We start from the raw sequence: 21,623 nt of genomic DNA, 5'->3' as shown, positions 1-21,623 counted from the left end.
CCCTGGTTCACTGATACGCGGACACGGGTCAACCGAGGAGGGGACGGCCGTAGATGACCTGGCTGATCACCGGCGGTGCCGGTTACATCGGGGCGCACGTCGTGCGGGCGCTGACCGAGGCGGGCGAGCAGGCGGTCGTGTACGACGACCTGTCCACCGGCGTCGCCGAGCGCGTGCCGACCGACGTGCCGCTGGTGACGGGTTCCACGCTGGACGCCGAGCGGGTCGCGCACACCCTGGCGGACCACGAGGTCACCGGGGTCGTCCACCTCGCGGCGAAGAAGCAGGTCGGCGAGTCGGTGGACCTGCCGCTGCACTACTACCGCGAGAACGTCGAGGGCCTGCGCGTCCTCCTGGAGGCGGTGACTGTGGCCGGCGTCCCCTCCTTCGTCTTCTCGTCCTCCGCGGCGGTGTACGGCATGCCGGACGTCCCGCTGGTGACCGAGCGGACCCCGTGCGCGCCGATGTCGCCGTACGGCGAGACCAAGCTGGCCGGGGAGTGGCTGGTGCGCGCCACGGGCCGGGCGACCGGCCTCTCCACCGCCTGTCTGCGCTACTTCAACGTGGCGGGCGCGGCGAGCCCCGAACTGGCCGACACGGGCGTCTTCAACATCGTCCCCATGGTCTTCGAGAAGCTCACGCAGGACGCGGCCCCACGCATCTTCGGCGACGACTACGACACCCCCGACGGCACCTGCGTCCGCGACTACATCCACGTCGTCGACCTGGCCGAGGCGCATGTGGCCGCGGCCCGCGCCCTTCAGTCGTCCCCGGGGCGCGACCTCACGGTCAACATCGGCCGCGGGGAGGGCGTCTCCGTCCGCGAGATGATCGACCACATCAACGCCCTCACCGGCTACGACCGACCCCCGACGGTCACTCCCCGCCGCCCCGGCGACCCGGCCCGGGTCGTCGCCTCCGCCGACCTCGCGGCCACGGAACTCGGCTGGCGGGCCAAGCGCGACGTCCAGGACATGATCACGTCGGCGTGGGAGGGGTGGGTGCGGCTGCACCCGGAGGCGGCCCGGGGCTAGCGGCGCGACCGGCGTCCCGGGCGCCCCAGCGGGCGCCAGGTGGACGGGCGGGTCGGTGTGGGATGGGAGGCGCTGGACGGCATCGACCCCTCCTAGCGGGTCTCGGTGACGGGCGAGTCCGTCGCGGGCCGGGGCACGGTCGCCAGCGGGGACCGGTCGAGCGCCGCCGCGGCCGACGGCACCGGGTGCCGCTCCGCGAGCGGGACCACCGCGGGCAACTCGGTCTCGCCCAGGACGACATGGCGCACGACCCGCTCGGCGGCGCGGCCGTCGTCGTACGGGCAGAAGCGCTCGCGGAACGCCGAGCGCAGTTGGGTGGAGCGGGAGCCGCGCCAGTGGCCGGTGGCGAAGATGTCGATCAGTTCGTCCTCGCTGCGCGCGACCGCGCCGGGGGCGAAGGACCGCAGGTCGAAGTAGGTGCCGCGGGCCGCCTCGTACGCCTCGCGGTCGTCGGCGTGGATCACGATCGGGCGGTCCAGGTTGGCGTAGTCGAACATCAGGGACGAGTAGTCGGTGACCAGGGCGTCCGAGGCGAGGCACAGGGACTCCACGCTCGGGTGGTCGGTGACGTCGACGACCCGGCCGGTCGCGGGGGAGACGAGCGGGCCGCCGTGGCGGTGGTGGGCGCGGGCCAGCACGACGAAGCGCGGGCCCAGGCGGCGCAGCAGGCGGTCAAGGTCGAGGGTGGCCTGCTGGGTGCGGCGGTAGTCGCGGTGGGTGGGCGCGTACAGGATCGCCACCGAGCCCTCGGGGATGCCCAGGGACTCGCGCAGCCGCCGTACGTCCTCCGAAGTCGCCCGCTGGAAGACGTCGTTGCGGGGAGAGCCGTAGGGGAGCGTGGTGTAGCCGCCGGGGTAGACCCGCTCCCAGGTCAGGGTGGTGTGGCGGTTGGGGGACAGGAGGTAGTCCCACTGGTCGACGCCGCGCAGCATCGCCTCGAAGTCCAAGTCCCCGGCGGCGGGGCGTTCCTGGAGGTCCAGGCCCATGTGCTTGAGGGGGGTGCCGTGCTGGGTCTGGAGGAGGATCTGGCCGGGGCGCTTGACCAGGCGGTGGTCGAAGTCGGTGTTGTCGACGAGGTACTTGGAGCGGGCCAGTGCCGTCCAGTGGGCTGCCGTGCCGGGGCGCAGCCTGCGGGTGGCGGTCGGGACGGTGTGGTGGTGCTCGGGGTGGGCGACCCACGCGGTGCGGATGTGCGGGGCGAGGGTGCGGAACGCCTCCTCCAGCGCGCCCGGGTTGCAGCCGTGGCCGCGGCCCCCGTACGCGGCGAAGACGGCCCGGTCCGCGCGCAGGGGGAGGCAGCGCTGGACCCGGTAGTGGAGGCGCAGGGCCGCCGAGTGCAGGGACCGGGCGAGGCGTCCGACCGGGCGGGCGGTCCGGCGGGCGAGACCGCGGGCCAGTTCCGTGAGCCGGTGGGTGCGGTACAGGCCGAGGCGGATCACGGTGTGGCGCGGCCTGTACCGCACCGGGACCGGGCGGCCCGGGGTGCGGTGGGCGCGGTAGTGGGCGCGGGCGCGCCGCAGGAACTCGGGCCGGATGCCGCGCGGGAGCCGGCCCCGCTCGGTGAACACCGCCCAGAGGTCGTCCACCATCAGACGGAACAACACCGGCCGCCAGCGGGCGAGTTCGGGGCGCTGGGCGACGTACGCGAAGACCCTGTCGTACTGCTCGAACAGGTCGAAGTGGCTGGCTACCTCGGGTAGTTGGCTCCTGCGGTGCCGCCGGTGGTGGACGCAGACCCGGTCCAGGGTGGCGATCGTCTCGGCGCTCGTCAGGACCGGGTAGGTCCAGGGCAGGTCGGCGTGCCGGCCGGGCGGGAAGGCGAAGCCCCCGCGCTCGACGAACTCCCTGCGGTACGCCTTGTTCCAGGCCACCGGCGGCACCCGCAGCAGCCCAGGGCGGTCCTCCAGGCGGAACGGCGCCGGGCCCCGCTCGGTGAGCCGGCCCGCGGAGGTCTCGCGGACCTGCTCGCCCGACCGGTGCACGAGCGCGTGGTCGTGGACCAGGACGTCCGGCTCGCCGGTCTCCTTCAGCCGGTCGGCGACGGCCCGCAGCGCGTGCGGGGTGAGGGTGTCGTCGCCGTCCAGGAACAGCAGGTAGTCGCCCGTCGCCTCGGCCGTCCCGGCGTTGCGGGCGGGGCCGGTTCCGGCGTGCCGCGCCAGGTGGACCGCCCGGACCCGGGGGTCGCGGGCCGCGAACTCGTCGATGATCTCGCCGCACGCGTCCGGCGAGCGGTCGTCGACGGCGATCAGCTCCAGATCCTCGTACGACTGCGACAGCACCGATTCCAGGCATGCGGTCAGGTACGCCTGAACCTTGTACGCGGGGACGATGACACTGAACCTGGGCACGGCACATCCAAGGGTCGGCGCGGGCGTTCTGCCCGGGAACGCCCCACGGCGGCGCCGGGTTACGGTCCGTACGGCATTCGGGCGAACGCGAAGGGGCGGGCCGGTGCCGGCCCGCCCCTCCAACCCGCTGGTGCCGTGCGCTACTTGACCGCGCCCGCCATCACGCCGGACACGAACTGCCGCTGGAACGCGAAGAACACGATCAGCGGGATCACCATCGAGATGAACGCTCCCGGTGCCAGGACGTCGACGTTGTCGGCGAAGGCACGCATCTGGGTCTGCAGGGCGACCGTGATCGGCTGGCTGTCGGCGTCCGTGAACACCAGCGCGATCAGCATGTCGTTCCACACCCACAGGAACTGGAAGATGCCCAGGCTCGCGATCGCGGGCCCGCCGAGCGGCATCACCACCCTGACGAACAGGCGCAGTTCACCGGCGCCGTCGAGCCGTGCCGCCTCCAGGAGTTCGCGGGGGATCTCCGCGAAGAAGTTCCGCAGCAGGAACACCGCGAACGGCAGGCCGAAGCCCACATGGAAGAGGATCACGCCCATGATGTTGCCGAACAGGCCGATCTTGCCGAAGAGTTCGGCGATCGGGATCAGCGCCACCTGCACCGGCACCACCAGCAGCCCGACCACGGCCATGAACCACCAGTCGCGGCCCGGGAACTCCATCCACGCGAACGCGTACCCCGCGAGCGCGCCGATGACGATCACCAGGATCGTCGCCGGGACAGTGATGAGCACGGTGTTCACGATGGAGTGCGTGATGTCGCTGTTCTGGAGCAGCTTGTCGTAGCTGTCGAAGGTGAGCTGGGACGGCTTGGTGAAGACCTTCCACCAGCCGCTCGCGGTGAGGTCCTCCGGGCTGCGCAGCGAGGAGATCAGCAGCCCGATCGTCGGCACCAGCCAGAACAGGCCGACGACCACGAGGAAGACGCTGATCAGACCGCCGCTGACCCGCTCGACGAGCCGTGAGCCGAGCGACTGCCTCGCCTTCGCCCCCTCGGCCGGTGCCGTCTCCGGGAGCCTTTCGGCCTGAGTGGTCATCGCCGTACCTCCCGCCTGAGCCGACGAATGTTGAACCACATCACCGGGATCACCAGCAGCAGGAGGAACACCGAGATGGCGCTCGCGATGCCGGGCTGGTCCTCGGCGAAGCCCTTGCGGTACAGCTCCAGGGCGAGGACGTTCGCGTCGTCCTGCGAGGAGCCCGGGGCGATGATGAAGACCAGGTCGAAGATCTTCAGGACGTTGATCATCAGGGTCACCGTGACGACCGCGAGGACGGGCGCCAGCAGGGGCACCGTGACCCTGCGGAAGACCTGCCACTCGCTCGCGCCGTCGACCCGGGCCGCCTCCAGGAGTTCCCGGGGGATGCCCGCGAGTCCGGCCGCGATCAGCACCATCGCGAAACCGGCCCACATCCAGATGTACGCCCCGATGATCGACGGCGTCACCAGCGACGGGCCGAGCCAGTCGAGGCCGTTGTAGGCCTCCTTGAAGTTGCCGGCAGGAAGCCGGAGTTGAGCTCCGTCGGCCTTCTCGGAGAAGGAGAACGTGCCGTCGTCGCCGGCCTTCGCCGTCTCGACGACCTTGCCGTCCTTGACCGCCTCGATCTTCATGCCGGGGTAGCCGAGTTCGGTCGGGTCGACCCCGCCGAGGGTGCCGACGCCCTTGCCGCGGGTGAAGTCCTGCCAGGTGGTGCCGGTGATCCGGCCCGGGTCCGCCTGCGGCGCCACGGCCTTCTTCGCGTCCCCGGGCATCTGGTCCGGGGCGACGCCCACCAGGGGCAGGGTGACCGTGCCGCCGGTGTGGACCGTGGCCTTGGTGACGAAACCGCCGCTCTGGGCCACCAGCGGCGAGTTCCGCCCCGGGTGGGCCTTCGGGAACGCCGAGGACTGCGCGAACGTGTCGTGCACGCCCACCCACACCGCGTTCGCGAACCCCTTGTCCGGGTCCTGGTCGTAGACGAGCCGGAAGATGATGCCGGCCGCCAGCATCGAGATCGCCATCGGCATGAAGACGACCAGCTTGAACGCCGTTCCCCAGCGCACCCGTTCGGTCAGCACCGCGAAGATCAGACCGAGCGCGGTGGCGATCGTCGGCGCGAACACCACCCAGATGATGTTGTTCTTCAGGGCCGTGCGGATGCCGTCGTCGGTGAACAGGGCCTTGTAGTTGTCGATGCCGGCGAAGCCGTCACCGGACTGGTCGTAGAAGCTGCGGACGATCGAGTACCCGATCGGGTAGACCACGAGCGCGCCCAGCAGCACGAGGGCGGGCAGCAGGAACAGCGCTGCCACGGTCCTGCGCGTGCCGGTCACGCTCTTGCGCGACTTGGGAGAGGCAGGGGTCGGAGGGACCCCTGCCTCGGTGGCGGATGTCATCGCGTCAGTTCCCGTAGGCGGCCGCCGCGTCGGCCTCCAGCTTCGCCTGCGTGCCCGCGATGTTCTTCGGGTTCGCCAGGAAGTCCTGGAGCGCCTTCCACTCACCCTTGCCGGGGGTGCCGCCGAAGGCCTGGGGGGCCTGGTCGGACATGTCGAAGCGGAAGTCGTCGCCCGAGTCGATCAGCGCCTTGGCGATCTTCTGCTGCACCGGGTTCGGGTACGACGAGATGTCCACGCTCTTGTTCGGCGAGAGGTAACCGCCCAGCTTGGCCTGGATCGTCGCCGCGTCCGGGGAGGCCAGGAAAGTGGCCAGCGCCTGGGCCGCCTTGGAATCCTTCAGGATCACGGCCGCGTCGCCGCCGGAGACCACGGGGGCGGTGTCGCCGACCTTCGGGAACGGGAACACCTTCGCGTCCGTGCCGACCTTCGCCTTCGCCGTCTGGATGTTGACCTGCGCGAAGTCGCCCTCGTAGACCATCGCCGCCTTGGGCTGCTCACCGCCGGTGAAGGTCTGCGTCACCGAGGCCGGGAAGTCCGTCTGGAGCGCGCCCTTGGCACCGCCCGCGACATAGTCCTTCTTGCCCCACACCTGGGCCAGCGTGGTCAGCGCGTCCTTCACGGACGGGTCCGTCCACTTGATCTCGTGCTTGGCGAGCTGGTCGTACTTCTCCGGACCCGCCTGGGAGAGGTAGACGTTCTCGAACCAGTCCGTCAGGGTCCAGCCCTCGGCGCCGCCCACGGAGAACGGGGTCACGCCGGAGTCGTAGACCGTCTGGGCGGTCGTCAGGAGCTCGTCCCAGGTCTTCGGCTCGGTGGCGCCCGCGTTCTCGAAGACCTTGGCGTTGTACCAGATCAGCGACTTGTTGGCGGCCTTGTAGTAGACGCCGTACTGGGTGTCGCCGACCTTGCCGATGTCCTGCCAGCCCTGCGAGTAGTTCTTGGCGAGCTCGGCCTTGGCCTCCGCGCCGAGGGGCTTGGCCCACTTCTTGTCCACGGCCTGCTTGATCGCGCCGGGCTGCGGAAGCATCGCGACGTCCGGCGGCTGGCCGCCCGCGACCTTCGAGCCCAGGAAGTTGACGATCGGGTCCTGGGCGGGCACGAAGGTCACCTTGGCGCCGGTGCGCTTCTCGAACTCCGCCAGGACCTTCTTGAAGTTGGCCTGTTCGGCGCCGCTCCAGACGGCGGCGACCTCCAGGCTCTGACCGTTCAGTTTGGGAAGGGTGACCGTGGTGCCGGTCTCCTTGCCGCCTGTCGCGCCCGTGTCACTGCTCTTGTCGTCGTCTCCGCCGCATGCGGAGAGCGACAGGGCGAGGGCCGCCGCGAGGGCGGCGGCCGCCGATTTCGCAGCCCTGTTCGCTGACCTGGGCTTCCGCTGGGTGCTGCTGGTGGTGCGCATCACGACCCCGTTCTTCGTTCCTCGTCGAACGTTCGAGGGCTGTCCCGTGCGATCTGGTCTACGCCGGGCGAACGAGGTCGGCAAGTGGGCGTCCGCTGTCAACCGGAAGATCGTGATGCCGTCGTGACCAGTGCCGGTGCGTTGTGGCACGCGTCGGTCGGGGGCGGCGCCCCCGGGCCCCTCGGTGACTAGAGCAGGGACGGGACCTCTGCCGCTGCGACTTCCCGCGCCGCTCGTTCCAATGCACTCGCCAACAGGGCCAGATCCGTTGGTCCGTTGCCCAGTTCGCGGACCGGGCGGCGGGCCGGTGGATCACCCATGCGTTCCCACTCCAGCGGGACGACCGTGGGCCGCAGGGTCGCGGTGCGGGGGATGCGGCCGGTGACCCGGCCGGCCTGGAAGGCGGTGACCCGGCCGTCGGGCCAGGTCAGCCGGCCGCGGCCGGGAGCGGGTTCCTCCGGGCCGGTGGCCGGGGCGTCCAGGGCGACGCGCAGGGTGGCCCGGCGGGCTGCTTCCCACTCCGCCGTACGGCCGCCCGGGCCGGTCGCGGCCACCAGGTGCACGCCCAGGCGCTCACCTTCACGGGAGACCGCCTCCAGCGCGCGTATGACCGAGCCGGCGGCCGGCCTGCCCGGGGAGCCGAGGGGCGGGGAGACCAGGGCGTCCAGGTCGTCCACGACCACCACGAGACGGGGGAGCGGGGGTGCCGTCTCCGTCTGCCGCCGGACCGCCGCCGGGCGCAGGCGGATCGTGGAGCTGGGCGGCGAGTCGAGGTCGCCGGAGGCCGGCTCGCCGGACGCGCCGCCGGTGCCCCGGGGGGACGGCGGGCGCTGGGGGGAGGAGGACCGCTGGGCGACCATGCGGCCCGAGACCTCCCGGCCGGTGTGCCACTCCGCGAAGTCGCAGCGGCCCAGCAGCTCCGCGCGCCGCTTCAGCTCGGCGCTCAGGGACTGGGCGAACTCCCGCATGAGGACCGGGTCGTTGGCGGTGAGGTGGGTGGTCACGTGCGGTACGTCCGTGCACACGCGCAGACCCTCACCGTGGCCGCCGGCGGCCACGCTGTCCCGGCCGTCCATCAGGACGACGCTGAGGCGGTCCGGGCGCTCGGCCGAGGCCAGCGAGGCGACGACCGCCCGCAGCAGTTCCGTACGGCCGCTGCCCGCCGGGCCCTCGATCAGCAGGTGCGGGCCCTCGGCCACGAGGTCCGCGCAGACCGGTCCGCGCGGTCCGGCCCCCAGCACCGCCCACGCCCGGCCGCCGAGCGACTCCGGGTCGTCGGCCGCGTCCGCCCAGCGGGTCATCAGCGACGGCGGGGTGGCCCGGGCCAGCCCCAACTCGTCCAGCAGGCGGGCCGACTGGGGCAGCGGCGAGGACACGCGCGCGTGGCCCGCGGCGGTGGTGCCGTCCGTCCGCAGCGGTGCCAGCGCCCGCGCGAAGCGCTCGGCCCAGGCCGCGGAGACCGCGTCCACGGCGGCGACCGTGCCGTGGCCGACGGGGGCCGGGACGGGGGCCGCGGTCAGGTGGAGGGTGTCGGCGTCGGTACGGGCGCCCTGGCCGCCGGGACGTGCCTGGGCACCGGTGCGGGGCGCGTCGGCGTGGCGGGCGTCGGCCGGGGAGGTGCCGGTGCCGTGGCTGTCGGTGCCGTCGGCGCCGGTCTCCGCGGGAACGCCCGCCCGTGCCACCCGCATCAGCCGCAGGGCCGTCGCCACGTCCCCACTGAGCAGCCCGACCGCCCCGCACTCGCGGAACGTCGGGGCCGCCGCGCACGCCGCCTCGTATGTGTCCGTCACCGGAGAGGCGGGCGAGGCCGGGGCCGTCTCGGCCAGGCAGACGACGTGGATGCCGGCCAGGGGGCCCTCCGCCGCCAGCCGCGCCACCGCCTTGCGCAGACCCGCGCCGCCCGGGTCGCCGTCCACGACGACCACGGTGTACGGGCCCGGGAAACCGCTGCCCGGCCCGTCCTCCGCGTCGTCCCGGGCCCAGGAGGGCCGTCGGGCGGCATTGCGGGGGCGGTCCTGCGGGGTGGCCGAGCGGGCGGCGGGGACGGCGGGGGCGAGCGCGGTGTCGGTCAGGTGGTCGTCCAGGCGCCGCAGGAGTTCGTCGGTGCGGGCCGCGGCCTGTTCGCGGTCGTGGGCGAGCAGGAGACGGCAGTCCTGGCCGTGCCCCGGGCGGACATGGGGGAGCCAGCCGAGCCAGGACCACTCGGCGACGCGCTCCTGCGCGGGCCGGGAGCGGTCCGTGCTGATCAGGACGATCTCCAGGGTCTCCGGCGCGTGCAGGGCGGCGAGCTGGGCCACCACCGCGCGGGCCAGTCCGGCGAGCCGCGCGCGCGGACCGGCTAGTCCGAGCGCACCGGCCTCGCGCAGGTCCGCGGTGACCGGAACGGCCGGCAGCAGCCCCGAGCCGTCGGGGGCCGACCGGTCGGCGGTGCCGAGCCGCACGGTGAGGGCCTCCGGATGCCCGGGCCCCCGCTCCCACAGACGCGCTCCGGGGCCCAGCGCCGTCAACAGCAGGGCGGCCGGGTCCGGCCAGACCTCGGGCACCTGGGTCGCGGCGGCCGAGGGCACCGCGGTGACGGGCGCGGCCGTCCCGTCGTACGCCTCGTCCTGCGCGGACGTCTCCTGCTCGCCCCGTCCCCCGGCCAGCCGCCGGGCCCACGCGGAGAGCCCACCGCGCCGCCGCACACCTTGCGGTACGTCGGTCCCGCGCAGCGGGGTGCCCTTGCGGCGGCCGGTCGCGGGGGCGTCCGGGGCGTCGGGGGCGGGGGACGGGGAGGGCTCGTCCGGGGCGGTCGGGGCAGGGGAGGGGACGGCGGTCGTGCGCGTCACCTCGAAGGAGCCGAGGCCGGACCGGCCGCCGTGGGTGTCCCCACCGGAGGCGCCGGGGTCCGGGCGTCCGGTACGGGGGTCGCCCCGGTGCTCGATCCGGGGCGCGCCGCCCTGGCCCGGTACGACGACCGGCGGTTCGGCGGGGCCGTGGCCCTGCGCTCCCGCGCCCTCGGGGCCGCCCGAGGCGCCCCAGCTCGCGGAGCCGTAGGCGTGATGGGTCCCGTCGGCGGGCGGGCGGGGTGAGGCGTCGCCGCTGTCGCGGCCGTCCCGCGCGCGTGCCGAGCTCTCGGCCGAGGCGGACGCGGCCCTCGCCGACACCCGGCCCCGCGCGCGGGGGGAGGGCGCGGCCTGTCCGGAGGCGGCCTGTCCGGGGACCGAGCCGGCCGCCCCCCTGTCGTCCTCGTGGGGTCCTGCCGTCCCGCGCCCCTGGGCAGCGCCGTACCCGGTGGTGCCGGACTCCGTGCCCCGGCGCGCTGCGGGCACGCCCGGCCCCTGACCGCCGCCGCCCGGCTCACCGGCCGGTGCGGAACCTCCGTGGGCCCGGCTGCCGCCCGGTGTGGGCCCGGAACCGCCGGTACGGGCGGCGTCCGCGCGTCCGCGCCCCCGCTCGTCGCCCGGCAGCGGCCCGGTCTCGTCGGAGGTGACCCGCACATGGCCCTCGCCGTCCGGTTCCGTCCCGAGCCGGCGCCCGCCGCTCGGCGACAGCCGGAGCACCGACTCGCCGATCCGCAGGAGCGCCCCCGGGGGGAACCGGACCGGGCGGGTGCCCACGCGGGCGCCGTCCAGGGTCGTGCCGTTGGTGGAGTCGAGGTCGGCCACCGAGACGCGGCCGTCGGGCGCGACCGTGACCGCGCAGTGCAGGCGGGAGACGTCGGGGTCGTCCAGCGGGACGTCGGCGTCGGCGGAGCGGCCGATGTGGATCTGGCCGCCGTGCAGCAGATGGACGCCGCCGGCGTCGGGGCCGGCGACCACGTGGAGCTGGGTGGGGGCGTCGTCGAGCTCGGGGTGGGGATCGAGGGCCGCCGGAGCGCCCAGGGACAGCACGGCGCCGTCGATCAGCGGGGGCTCGCCCAGGGTGGCGCGCTGGGCGTCCAGCCGCTCACCGTCGGCGTACAGCACGACCGGGCCGCCGCCGCGCTCGGCCTCGCCCGCGCGGGAAGGGGCCCCGTCCCCGGGGACCGCCGAGGCGAGCGCGGTGGCCACCGCGGCCAGGGCGGTGCCGACGGGAGCGGTGACCAGCACGTCGCGGCTCGCGGCGCGGCCCCGGGTCCGGTCGGGCGGGCCCAGCGGGTCTACGACGGTCAGCCGGATCTGCATCGCCGTCAGCGGTCCCTTCTGCTCGGACGCGGACATCCCCACCCCCGCACGAGCACATCGGCCAGTACTGCACGCATCCTCGCACCTGACACTGACAACGCGCCCGCCGCCCGAGGGCAAGTGATCTTGATTGGTCAGCTCTGCCCCCAAAAGTGCCTGACCAGTGCAGCGCCCGCGATCACTTGAGATCGGTCACGTCAACGTCCGGCAACCAGGAGGCCCGCCCGGAGCGTCTTTCTCCGGAACGTGCTTGGCAACGCTCACGTGGTGCCCGCAGGAGCGGCACTACAGTGGGTCGGAAGTGGGTCGGGAACGACAGCAAGCAGCAGGGAGTGCATGACGTGCGGCCGGTAGGCAGCAAGTACTTCCTCGAGGAGCCGCTCGGACGCGGTGCCACGGGGACCGTGTGGCGAGCCCGCCAGCGGGAGACCGCGGGCGCCGAGGCCGCCGTACCGGGACAGCCCGGCGAGACCGTCGCGATCAAGGTCCTCAAGGAGGAGCTCGCGAGCGATCCGGACATCGTGATGCGGTTCCTGCGCGAGCGCTCCGTCCTGTTGCGGCTGACCCATCCGAACATCGTGCGGGTGCGTGACCTGGTCGTCGAGGGCGATCTGCTCGCCCTGGTCATGGACCTCGTCGAGGGTCCCGACCTGCACCGCTACCTGCGCGAGAACGGCCCCTTCAGCCCCGTCGGCGCCGCCCTGATCACCGCGCAGATCGCCGACGCGCTCGCCGCCAGCCACGCCGACGGCGTGGTCCACCGCGACCTGAAGCCCGCCAACGTTCTGCTGCGCCAGGACGGCGGCCAGATGCACCCCCTCCTGACCGACTTCGGCATCGCGCGCCTCGCGGACTCCCCGGGCCTGACCCGGACCCAGGAATTCGTCGGCACGCCCGCGTACGTCGCGCCCGAGTCCGCCGAGGGCCGCCCGCAGACCTCCGCCGTCGACATCTACGGCGCCGGCATCCTGCTGTACGAACTGGTCACCGGCCGCCCGCCGTTCGCCGGCGGTTCCGCCCTGGAAGTCCTGCACCAGCACCTGAGCGCCGAGCCGCGCCGCCCCTCCACCGTCCCCGACCCGCTGTGGACGGTCATCGAGCGCTGTCTGAGCAAGAACCCCGAGCGGCGCCCCAGCGCGCAGAACCTCGCGCGCGGGCTGCGTGTCGTCGCCGAGGGCATCGGCGTGCACGCGAACTCCGCGCAGATCGCCGCGGCGGACAACGTCGGCGCGCTGCTGCTGCCCGACCCGGACCCGGCCGCCGTGCCGGACACCCCCGGCGCCGCCGACCCGACCCAGGTGCTGCCGCACGGCGCCGGCGCCGCGGGCGGTTACGACCCGAACGCGGCGACCAGCTTCCTGCCGCACACCGGCGCCGGGAACCCCGTCGGTGCCGCCGACCCCACCGCCGTGCTCCCGCACCGCGGCGCGGCCGATCCGACGGCCGTCATGCCGCCGGTGCCGCCCGGGCAGCCCGGCCAGGGCCAGTACGGGCAGCAGGGCCAGCAGTCCGGCGGCCCCGAGGACCCGCACCCCTGGCAGAGCCAGCTCCGCGCGGCCCGCGACCGCAACGAACAGACGCAGGTCCAGTACCTCGACCCGAACGAGGACCCGCTGCGCCGCCGCCCCCAGCGGCAGGTCGCCCGGCCGCAGCAGCAGCCCCAGCAGCCGCCCCAGCGGCAGCAGCGGCCCCAGCAGCGCCCGCCCCAGGGCGGCTACGGCCGTCAGCCGCAGCAGCAGCCCCAGCAGTACGCCCCGCAGCAGCAGCAACCGCAGCGCTACGCGCCCCCGCCGCAGCCCGAGCGTCCCGCGCGCGAGCCCCGGCAGCCGCGGCAGCGCAGCGCCAACCCGATGAAGATCCCGGGTCTGGGCTGCCTCAAGGGCTGCCTCTTCACGCTCGTCATCCTGTTCGTGGCGAGCTGGCTGATCTGGGAGCTGAGCCCCCTCCAGGACTGGATCGGCACCGGCAAGAGCTACTGGCAGCAGATCGGCGACATCGTCGACACCGTGAGCGGCTGGATCAGCGACCTGGGCGGAAACTCCTCAGGTCAGCAGTAAGTCTGGAGATTTGTCGACACCCGGCGGGTGATTTCCGTCTCCGCGGTGAAGGTTGGCTCCTGCGGCGCGTAGTTTTAGCGACAACACGCGTCTGTAGGAGCAGTCTTGGCACGGAAGATCGGCAGCCGGTACACCGCCAACCAGATCCTGGGGCGGGGCAGCGCCGGCACGGTGTGGCTGGGCGAGGGACCCGAGGGGCCCGTCGCCGTCAAGCTGCTGCGCGAGGATCTCGCGTCCGACCAGGAACTCGTCGGGCGCTTCGTGCAGGAGCGCACGGCCCTGCTCGGCCTGGAGCACCCGCACGTGGTCTCCGTGCGGGACCTCGTGGTCGACGGCAACGACCTCGCGCTCGTCATGGACCTGGTCCGGGGCACCGATCTGCGCACCCGGCTCGACCGGGAGAAGCGGCTCGCCCCCGAGGCGGCCGTGGCGATCGTCGCGGATGTCGCGGACGGGCTGGCAGCCGCGCACGCCAAGGGCGTCGTGCACCGGGACGTGAAGCCGGAGAACATCCTCCTGGACATGCAGGGGCCGCTCGGCCCCGGTGGCGCCCACCCCGCCCTGCTGACGGACTTCGGTGTGGCGAAGCTCATCGACTCGCCGCGCCGGACCCGCGCCACGAAGATCATCGGGACGCCGGACTACCTGGCCCCGGAGATCGTCGAAGGGCTGCCACCGCGGGCCTCCGTGGACATCTACGCCCTCGCGACCGTCCTGTACGAGCTGCTGGCCGGCTTCACGCCGTTCGGCGGCGGACACCCCGGCGCGGTGCTGCGACGGCATGTGACGGAGACGGTGGTCCCGCTCCCGGGCATCCCCGACGAGCTGTGGCAGCTCGTCGTGCAGTGCCTGGCCAAGGCACCGGCCTCCCGGCTGCGCGCCTCCGAGATGGGCGTACGGCTGCGCGAGCTGCTGCCCCTGCTGGCCGGGATGCCCCCGCTCGACGTGGACGAGCCGGACGCGGAGGACGACGAGCAGGGCCCCGAGGACACGGCCGCGGACGGTGCGGGGGAGCCGGTACCCGCAGGGCGGCCGGCGCGGCGCGGGGCGGTGCCGCTGGTGCCGGGGGCGAAGCCCGCGGACTCCAACCGGGACACGCACACGTCGATGCGGGTGCCCGGCCCCGACGAGCTGGCCGGCGGCGCGCGCGGGACGGCCCGGGTGCCCAGGCCCGCCGGGGCGCCCCGCCCCGGGTCCGCGCGGCACCGGGCCACCACACGGCGGCGCAGGCTGGTCGTGGGCGTCGCGGGGCTGGTGCTGGTCGCCGCGGCGGGCGTCGGGATCTGGGCGGCCACCTCGGGCGACGACGCGGGGGCGTCACCGCAGGACACGAAGAACTCCGCGCCCGCCTCCCCCTGAGGAGGCGGCGGCCCGGGGGACGACCGACGTCGGTTGCCACAGCCGTTAGGCTGGAGGGCGTGGCAGTCGTCGATGTATCCGAAGAGCTCAAGTCCCTCTCCTCGACCATGGAGTCGATCGAGGCCGTTCTGGACCTCGACAAGCTGAGGGCAGACATCGCCGTGCTCGAGGAGCAGGCGGCCGCGCCGTCCCTGTGGGACAACCCGGACGAGGCGCAGAAGATCACCAGCAAGCTGTCCCACCTCCAGGCCGAGGTCAGGAAGGCGGACGCGCTGCGCGGCCGCATCGACGACCTCTCGGTGCTGTTCGAGATGGCCGAGGAGGAGGACGACCCGGACACCCGTGCCGAGGCCGAGTCCGAGCTCGCCGCCGTCAAGAAGGCGCTGGACGAGATGGAGGTGCGGACCCTCCTCTCCGGCGAGTACGACTCCCGCGAGGCGCTCGTCAACATCCGCGCCGAGGCCGGCGGTGTCGACGCCGCCGACTTCGCCGAGAAGCTGCAGCGGATGTACCTGCGCTGGGCGGAGCAGAAGGGCTACAAGACCGAGGTCTACGAGACGTCGTACGCCGAGGAGGCCGGCATCAAGTCGACCACCTTCGCCGTGCAGGTGCCGTACGCGTACGGCACGCTCTCCGTCGAGCAGGGCACCCACCGGCTCGTGCGCATCTCGCCCTTCGACAACCAGGGGCGCCGGCAGACCTCCTTCGCGGGGGTGGAGATCCTCCCCGTGGTCGAGCAGACCGACCACATCGAGATCGACGAGTCCGAGCTGCGCGTCGACGTGTACCGGTCCTCCGGTCCCGGCGGCCAGGGCGTCAACACCACCGACTCCGCGGTGCGGTTGACCCACCTCCCCACCGGCATCGTCGTCTCCTGCCAGAACGAACGCTCGCAGATCCAGAACAAGGCGAGCGCGATGAACGTCCTCCAGGCCAAGCTGCTGGAGCGGCGCCGCCAGGAGGAGCAGGCCGCGATGGACGCCCTCAAGGGCGACGGCGGCAACTCCTGGGGCAACCAGATGCGTTCGTACGTCCTGCACCCGTACCAGATGGTGAAGGACCTGCGCACCGACTTCGAGGTCGGCAACCCCGAGGCGGTGTTCAACGGCGAGATCGACGGCTTCCTGGAAGCCGGAATTCGCTGGCGCAAGCAGCAGGAGAAGTAACTTTGTCGACTTGACCATCGGTCCGCAACTGCCGCCCACCGGGCGGCAGTTTGCTTTATGTCTGGGTTTTACATCACACTCACAGACCGCTTTCCCCGGCAAAGAGCGCTTACCAGGACATCGCGCCCGCAACGGCCTTGACGATCCTTTGAAAAATCGGAAGGGTGAAGCGTGGCATGCGTATCTCTGGGGCGCATGTGAACCGGGGGACTTGAGCACAGCTACCTTCCTCCGTCGATCACGGCCCCGAGCGCCGCCTCATTGACGATGAGCTACTGGGGGTAGCAACCACATGACGAAGAAGACGCGGATCCGGATCGCGCGCATAGCCGCCGGTGCCGTGATCGCAGCCGGTGCCTCGCTGACCGCCGCAGGCGCCGCTTCCGCGCTGGAGATCAACGTGGGCGTGGGCGCCGACGGTATCGGCGCGAGCATGAGCACCGGCGACGACGACCCGACCGACCCGGGCACTGAGATCCCGACCGACCCGGGCACCGAGCTCCCCACGGACCCCGGCACCGAGGTGCCGACGGACCCGGGGACCACTCCGCCGGTCACCGAGGAGCCCACGGACCCGACCGAGGAGCCCACCGAGCCCACCGAGGAGCCGACCGACCCGGGCAACGGGAACGGCAACGGCAACGGCAACGGCAACGGGAATGGCAACGGAAACGGGAACGGCCACGGCAACGGCAACGGCAACGCCGGGGGCGGCAACAGCAACACCAACCCCGACGGTGGCTCCAACACCTCCACCCAGGAGGAGGGCTCCTCGGCCCTCACCGAGACCGGCACGGACACCACGTCCAACACGTCGGCCCAGGGCAACGGCCAGGAGCTCGCCGAGACCGGTGCCGGTCAGACCGCGTTCCTGGTCATCGGTGCCGCCACGATGATCGCCGGCGGTGTCGGCTTCCGTCTGCTGCCCCGCCTGGCGGGTGGCCGCGGTGGCGCTGCCGCCTGACGGTGACAAGCAGTAGCACCGCACTCGCCTAGCGTGTGCGTGCGGTACGACGAAGGGCCCGGAGCGTCTCCGCTCCGGGCCCTTCGTATGTCCTCGGCCGCCGCCTAGGCGGTCTGGTGTGCCAACAGTGCCACCGCCGCGATCAACACCGCGAGCAGGGCGATCAGGGCCATCGGGTTCAGCCCCGCGAACTGGTTGTCCTGCTGGAGCCGCTCACGGTTCGCACGGCAGACCGGGCACCGGCCCTCGCTCACGGGCGCCGCGCAGTTTGCGCACACCAGGCGGTCGTACGTCATGCGCGTCACCCTTCTTGCGAAATACGTTCCACAGGGAGAACGCCTCCGGGGCGGAGAACGTTCCCCTCCCTACTGTGCCAGGTTCCTCCGGGGGCTGCCTGTGCGCTGCCGGAGCCGGGGTCAACAGGGGGGCACAAAACAGCCCAAGCAATACGCAACCCGAACCGGCGCCTGCGCTCGCACACCCGGGTCGCGTATGGTCACGCTCATCTACCCCCGGCCTACCGTGGTGCATCCGTGATCCGATTCGACAACGTATCCAAGGTCTACCCCAAGCAGACCCGCCCCGCACTCAGGGACGTCTCCCTGGAAGTGGAGAAGGGCGAGTTCGTGTTCCTCGTCGGGTCCTCCGGCTCCGGGAAGTCCACCTTCCTGCGGCTGCTGCTCCGCGAGGAGCGGTGCAGCCAGGGACAGGTGCACGTGCTGGGCAAGGACCTCGCCCGCCTGTCCAACTGGAAGGTGCCGCAGATGCGGCGCCAGCTCGGGACGGTGTTCCAGGACTTCCGCCTGCTGCCCAACAAGACGGTCGCCGAGAACGTGGCCTTCGCGCAGGAGGTCATCGGCAAGTCCCGCGGCGAGATCCGCAAGTCCGTGCCGCAGGTGCTCGACCTCGTCGGGCTCGGCGGCAAGGAGGAGCGCATGCCCGGTGAGCTCTCCGGTGGTGAACAGCAGCGCGTGGCCATCGCGCGCGCCTTCGTGAACCGGCCCAAGCTGCTGATCGCGGACGAGCCCACCGGCAACCTCGACCCGCAGACCTCGGTCGGCATCATGAAGCTGCTGGACCGGATCAACCGGACCGGCACGACCGTCGTCATGGCCACGCACGACCAGAACATCGTGGACCAGATGCGCAAGCGCGTCATCGAGCTGGAGAAGGGCCGCCTCGTCCGCGACCAGGCACGCGGCGTCTACGGCTACCAGCACTGACCGCCGTTCGAAGAGTCCCCGGAAAGGCCTGAAGAAGACGCCATGCGCGCCCAGTTCGTACTCTCCGAGATCGGTGTCGGTCTCCGTCGCAACCTGACGATGACGTTCGCGGTCATCGTCTCCGTCGCCCTGTCGCTCGCCCTGTTCGGCGGGTCGCTCCTGATGAGCGACCAGGTCGGCGCCATGAAGGGCTACTGGTACGACAAGGTCAACGTCTCGATCTTCCTCTGCAACAAGAGCGACGCCGAGTCGGACCCCAACTGCGCCAAGGGCGCGGTGACCGACGACCAGAAGAAGGACATCCTCTCCGACCTGAAGAAGATGACGGTCGTCGAGACGGTCATCCACGAGTCCCAGGACGAGGCGTACAAGCACTACAAGGAGCAGTTCGGCGACTCCCCGCTGGCGGCGTCCCTCACCCCGGACCAGATGCAGGAGTCGTACCGGATCAAGCTGAAGGACCCGGAGAAGTACCAGGTCATCGCGACCGCCTTCAACGGCCGTGACGGCGTGCAGTCCGTGCAGGACCAGAAGGGCATCCTGGACAACCTCTTCACGATGCTGAACCTGATGAACAGGGCCGCGCTCGGTGTGATGGCGCTCATGCTGATCGTCGCCCTGCTGCTGATCGTCAACACGGTGCGCGTCTCGGCGTTCAGCCGTCGGCGGGAGACCGGGATCATGCGGCTGGTGGGCGCGTCCGGCTTCTACATCCAGGCGCCGTTCATCATGGAGGCCGCCGTCGCCGGCGCGATCGGCGGCGGGCTCGCCTGTGTCTTCCTGGTCGTCGGCCGCTACTTCACCGTCGACCACGGCATGGCCCTGGCCTCCAAGCTCAACCTGATCAACTTCGTGGGCTGGGACGCCGTTCTGACGAAGCTGCCGCTGATCCTCGCGGCGAGCGTGCTGATGCCCGCGTTGGCCGCGTTCTTCGCGCTGCGCAAGTACCTGAAGGTGTGACACATGCCAAGAGGGCCGTACGGTCAACCGACCGTGCGGCCCTCTTGCGTTGTCCTAGACTCACCGGCATGTCGGGCCGAGATCTGTTCTGTCAGCCCCGCCGCATCCGCCGCGGGGCGGCCCTGACATTGGTGTTCGCGAGCGTGCTGGTGGCCGGCGCGGCGACCGGCTCCTTCCCCGAGGCCGCCGGCGGCGACCTGAAGTCCGCGTCGGACACGGCCCGTTCGGCCGCCCCCGCGGGTCACCACGAGGACGTGGCCGAGGCGGCCCAGGAGGCCGAGGCCGCGGGCGCGTCCCCCGTGGAGGCCGCCGAGCGTGCCGTCAGCCGCAGTGGTGACCGCTGGGCGGCCGTCTACTCCCGGGGCGAGTACGAGGAGTTCGAGGAGGCGCTCGACGGCCGGTACACCGGCGTCGGGCTGTGGGCGCGGCGCGAGCGGGACGGCCGTATCGAGGTGACCAGGGTGAGTTCGGACTCGCCTGCGGCCGCCGCCGGGATCCGCGAGGGCGACCGGCTGCGCAGCGTCGACGGGGAGCGGGTGGACGGGCATCCGGTCACCGAGGTGGTCTCCTTACTGCGGGGTGACGCCACGGACGCGGCCGCCGGCACGGCGGTCCGGCTCGGCTTGGAGCGCGGCACGCACGCGTGGACGCAGACCGTCCGGCGGGCCCGGCTGTCCACCGACTCCGTCGCCGTCCGCGAACTCGCCGACGGGGTCACCGTCATCCGGATCGACTCGTTCACCAAGGGCGTCGGCGACGAGGTCCGGGACGCGGTCCGGGACGCCCCGGCCGACGGCGGGATCATCCTCGACCTGCGCGGCAACTCCGGCGGCCTGGTCACCGAGGCCGTCACCACGGCGTCCGCCTTCCTCGACGGAGGGCTGGTCGCCACCTACGACGTCGACGGCACCCAGCAGGCGCTGCACGCCGAGCCCGGCGGGGACACGAGCAGGGCGCTGGTCGCGCTGGTCGACGGCGGGACGATGAGCGCGGCCGAGCTGCTCACCGGGGCGTTGCAGGACCGGGGGCGGGCGGTGGTCGTCGGTTCCCGCACGTTCGGCAAGGGGTCGGTGCAGATGCCGAGCCGGCTGCCGGACGGGGCCGTGGCCGAGCTGACCGTGGGGCACTACCGGACCCCGTCGGGGCGAGGGGTCGACGGCCGGGGGATCACGCCGGATCTGGAGGCCGACGAGGGGGCTCTTCGGCAGGCCGAGACGGTGCTCGGGGGATTGGGCGACTAGAGGTCGTCCGTCGGCTGCGGGCCGGTGGGGGCTCGGCGCGCCCACGCGGCGGAGCCGCACATCGACACAGCCCCGCGCCCCTGAAGCGGCGCCGCCCGGACCGCCCGCCGATAAGCACTGGTCCTCGCACCCCCTCGTAGTGCGAAAATGGGCAGCACTATGAGCAAGGGAATGTACGTACCGAAGGAGTCCCAGCCGAAGCAGGGCGGCGGGGGCGGCAAGGCGCGGGACGGGGAGAAGGGGGGCAGGCGGAAGCTGGTCGCCCAGAACAAGAAGGCCCGGCACGACTACGCGATCATCGACACCTACGAGGCCGGGATCGTGCTCACCGGAACCGAGGTGAAGTCGCTGCGTCAGGGGCGGACCTCGCTCACCGACGGGTTCGTCCAGATCGACGGCGGTGAGGCGTGGCTGCACAACGCCCACATCCCCGAGTACAGCCAGGGGAGCTGGACCAACCACTCCGCGCGCCGCAAGCGCAAGCTGCTGCTGCACCGCGAGGAGATCGACAAGCTGGAGACGAAGGCCCAGGAGACCGGTCACACGATCGTGCCCCTCGCCCTGTACTTCACCAACGGCCGGGCCAAGGCCGAGATCGCCCTCGCGCGAGGCAAGAAGGAGTACGACAAGCGGCAGACCCTGCGCGAGAAGCAGGACCGCCGGGAGTCGGACCGCGCCATCGCGGCGGTCAAGCGGAAGCAGCGGGCGCAGTAGGGCGAGCCGCCGGGAATACGGTGGCATCGGCGTGCGTTGGTCACGTACGATGGAGTCAACACCGGCCGAGGTCGGTGGGCGCATTGAAAACACAACATGGGGATGATCGGTTTCGACAGCGGCTGTTGAGGCAGGGGAAGCGTGTCGAGGAAGCGGCAATGATCTCGTAAACCATATGTCGCAACCAATAATCGCCAATTCCAAGAGCGATTCCCGCGTCTTCGCCCTCGCTGCCTAATAAGCAGTGAGCGAAGGCCCTAACGGGTGTCAGCCCGGGAGTGTTCCCGACCCGGATCCTGGCATAATCTAGGGGACTAAACCATTGCACCCGGTCACGGGGTGCGATGGGAAATCAAACAGTGACTGGGCCCGTCGGCGACTTGTTCGCGTGATCGCCGGGGCCGAGAAAATCGAAGCGAACTGCACACGGAGAAGCCCTGGTTCTGCACCGTTGGACGCGGGTTCGATTCCCGCCATCTCCACTCGTCTCCGCCGGGAGACAACCCCATGTGGGCGAAGGCCCCGCTGCTTCACGGCAGCGGGGCCTTCGTCATGTCCCGGGCTTCACATGTTTCCCACATGTAACCCGGAAAACTCTTGTCCTGCACCCGTCATGTATGTCTAAGG

15 protein-coding genes and 1 other RNA gene are annotated in these 21,623 nt (G+C 72.1%); 10 read left to right on the top strand and 6 right to left on the bottom strand.

Features of this window, described 5'->3' with window-relative positions:
- Positions 1-53 precede the first annotated feature (53 nt).
- Positions 54-1,034 (top strand): UDP-glucose 4-epimerase GalE, encoded by a 981-nt coding sequence (gene galE, locus ACZ66S_RS04685; RefSeq protein ID WP_469899604.1) that lies wholly within the window; start codon positions 54-56, stop codon positions 1,032-1,034.
- Between the two features lie 92 nt (positions 1,035-1,126).
- Here the strand turns inward: galE and ACZ66S_RS04680 are convergent, their stop codons facing one another.
- The 5 genes from ACZ66S_RS04680 to ACZ66S_RS04660 form a co-directional block, all read right to left on the bottom strand.
- Positions 1,127-3,382: a bifunctional glycosyltransferase/CDP-glycerol:glycerophosphate glycerophosphotransferase gene (locus ACZ66S_RS04680; protein WP_469899603.1), complete on the bottom strand. Its 2,256-nt coding sequence runs from the start codon at positions 3,380-3,382 to the stop codon at positions 1,127-1,129.
- A 140-nt stretch (positions 3,383-3,522) separates the two neighbouring features.
- Entirely contained in the window at positions 3,523-4,431 is a 909-nt protein-coding gene (locus tag ACZ66S_RS04675; protein ID WP_469899602.1) for a carbohydrate ABC transporter permease, read from the bottom strand.
- Positions 4,428-5,771 carry a carbohydrate ABC transporter permease gene (locus tag ACZ66S_RS04670; RefSeq protein ID WP_469899601.1) on the bottom strand — a complete coding sequence of 448 codons (1,344 nt, stop codon included), beginning with the start codon at positions 5,769-5,771 and terminating at the stop codon, positions 4,428-4,430. Before ACZ66S_RS04670 ends, ACZ66S_RS04675 begins: the two co-directional genes overlap by 4 nt.
- 4 nt (positions 5,772-5,775) lie before the next feature.
- Positions 5,776-7,167 carry an ABC transporter substrate-binding protein gene (locus ACZ66S_RS04665; RefSeq protein WP_469899599.1) on the bottom strand — a complete coding sequence of 464 codons (1,392 nt, stop codon included), beginning with the start codon at positions 7,165-7,167 and terminating at the stop codon, positions 5,776-5,778.
- 188 nt (positions 7,168-7,355) lie between these two features.
- Entirely contained in the window at positions 7,356-11,312 is a 3,957-nt protein-coding gene (locus tag ACZ66S_RS04660; protein WP_469899686.1) for an FHA domain-containing protein, read from the bottom strand.
- 341 nt (positions 11,313-11,653) lie between these two features.
- On the opposite strand from ACZ66S_RS04660, the gene ACZ66S_RS04655 reads away from it, so the two are divergent.
- The 4 genes from ACZ66S_RS04655 to ACZ66S_RS04640 all read left to right on the top strand — a co-directional run bounded on the left by ACZ66S_RS04655 (position 11,654) and on the right by ACZ66S_RS04640 (position 16,858).
- Entirely contained in the window at positions 11,654-13,369 is a 1,716-nt protein-coding gene (locus tag ACZ66S_RS04655) for a serine/threonine-protein kinase (RefSeq protein WP_469899598.1), read from the top strand.
- Between the two features lie 105 nt (positions 13,370-13,474).
- Positions 13,475-14,728 carry a serine/threonine-protein kinase gene (locus tag ACZ66S_RS04650; RefSeq protein ID WP_469899597.1) on the top strand — a complete coding sequence of 418 codons (1,254 nt, stop codon included), beginning with the start codon at positions 13,475-13,477 and terminating at the stop codon, positions 14,726-14,728.
- 59 nt (positions 14,729-14,787) lie between these two features.
- Positions 14,788-15,894 (top strand): peptide chain release factor 2, encoded by a 1,107-nt coding sequence (gene prfB / locus ACZ66S_RS04645; RefSeq protein ID WP_469899596.1) that lies wholly within the window; start codon positions 14,788-14,790, stop codon positions 15,892-15,894.
- A gap of 292 nt (positions 15,895-16,186) precedes the next feature.
- Complete coding sequence (locus ACZ66S_RS04640; protein WP_469899595.1) at positions 16,187-16,858, top strand: hypothetical protein; 672 nt, start codon at positions 16,187-16,189, stop codon at positions 16,856-16,858.
- Between the two features lie 104 nt (positions 16,859-16,962).
- On the opposite strand, the gene ACZ66S_RS04635 is transcribed toward ACZ66S_RS04640, so the two are convergent.
- Positions 16,963-17,154 carry a hypothetical protein gene (locus ACZ66S_RS04635; protein ID WP_469899593.1) on the bottom strand — a complete coding sequence of 64 codons (192 nt, stop codon included), beginning with the start codon at positions 17,152-17,154 and terminating at the stop codon, positions 16,963-16,965.
- Between the two features lie 237 nt (positions 17,155-17,391).
- On the opposite strand from ACZ66S_RS04635, the gene ftsE reads away from it, so the two are divergent.
- From ftsE to ssrA, 5 genes are all read left to right on the top strand, one after another.
- Positions 17,392-18,081, top strand: coding sequence for a cell division ATP-binding protein FtsE (gene ftsE, locus ACZ66S_RS04630; protein ID WP_053851795.1), 690 nt, complete (start codon positions 17,392-17,394; stop codon positions 18,079-18,081).
- A gap of 42 nt (positions 18,082-18,123) precedes the next feature.
- The gene (ftsX, locus tag ACZ66S_RS04625) at positions 18,124-19,041 is read left to right on the top strand and encodes a permease-like cell division protein FtsX (RefSeq protein WP_469899591.1); all 918 of its coding nucleotides are present in this window, start codon (positions 18,124-18,126) and stop codon (positions 19,039-19,041) included.
- A gap of 68 nt (positions 19,042-19,109) precedes the next feature.
- On the top strand, positions 19,110-20,282 hold the full coding sequence (locus ACZ66S_RS04620; RefSeq protein WP_469899590.1) for a S41 family peptidase: 1,173 nt from the start codon (positions 19,110-19,112) through the stop codon (positions 20,280-20,282).
- Positions 20,283-20,453: 171 nt separating this feature from the next.
- On the top strand, positions 20,454-20,996 hold the full coding sequence (smpB, locus tag ACZ66S_RS04615; protein WP_469899685.1) for an SsrA-binding protein SmpB: 543 nt from the start codon (positions 20,454-20,456) through the stop codon (positions 20,994-20,996).
- A 98-nt stretch (positions 20,997-21,094) separates the two neighbouring features.
- Positions 21,095-21,481, top strand: a transfer-messenger RNA (tmRNA) gene (gene ssrA, locus ACZ66S_RS04610).
- Positions 21,482-21,623 lie beyond the last annotated feature (142 nt).

It is taken from the genome of Streptomyces sp. NPDC107471, from assembly GCF_055582845.1.
The sequence above is the reverse complement of the archived record's forward strand: the minus strand, read 5'-3'. Positions and strand labels throughout refer to the sequence as shown.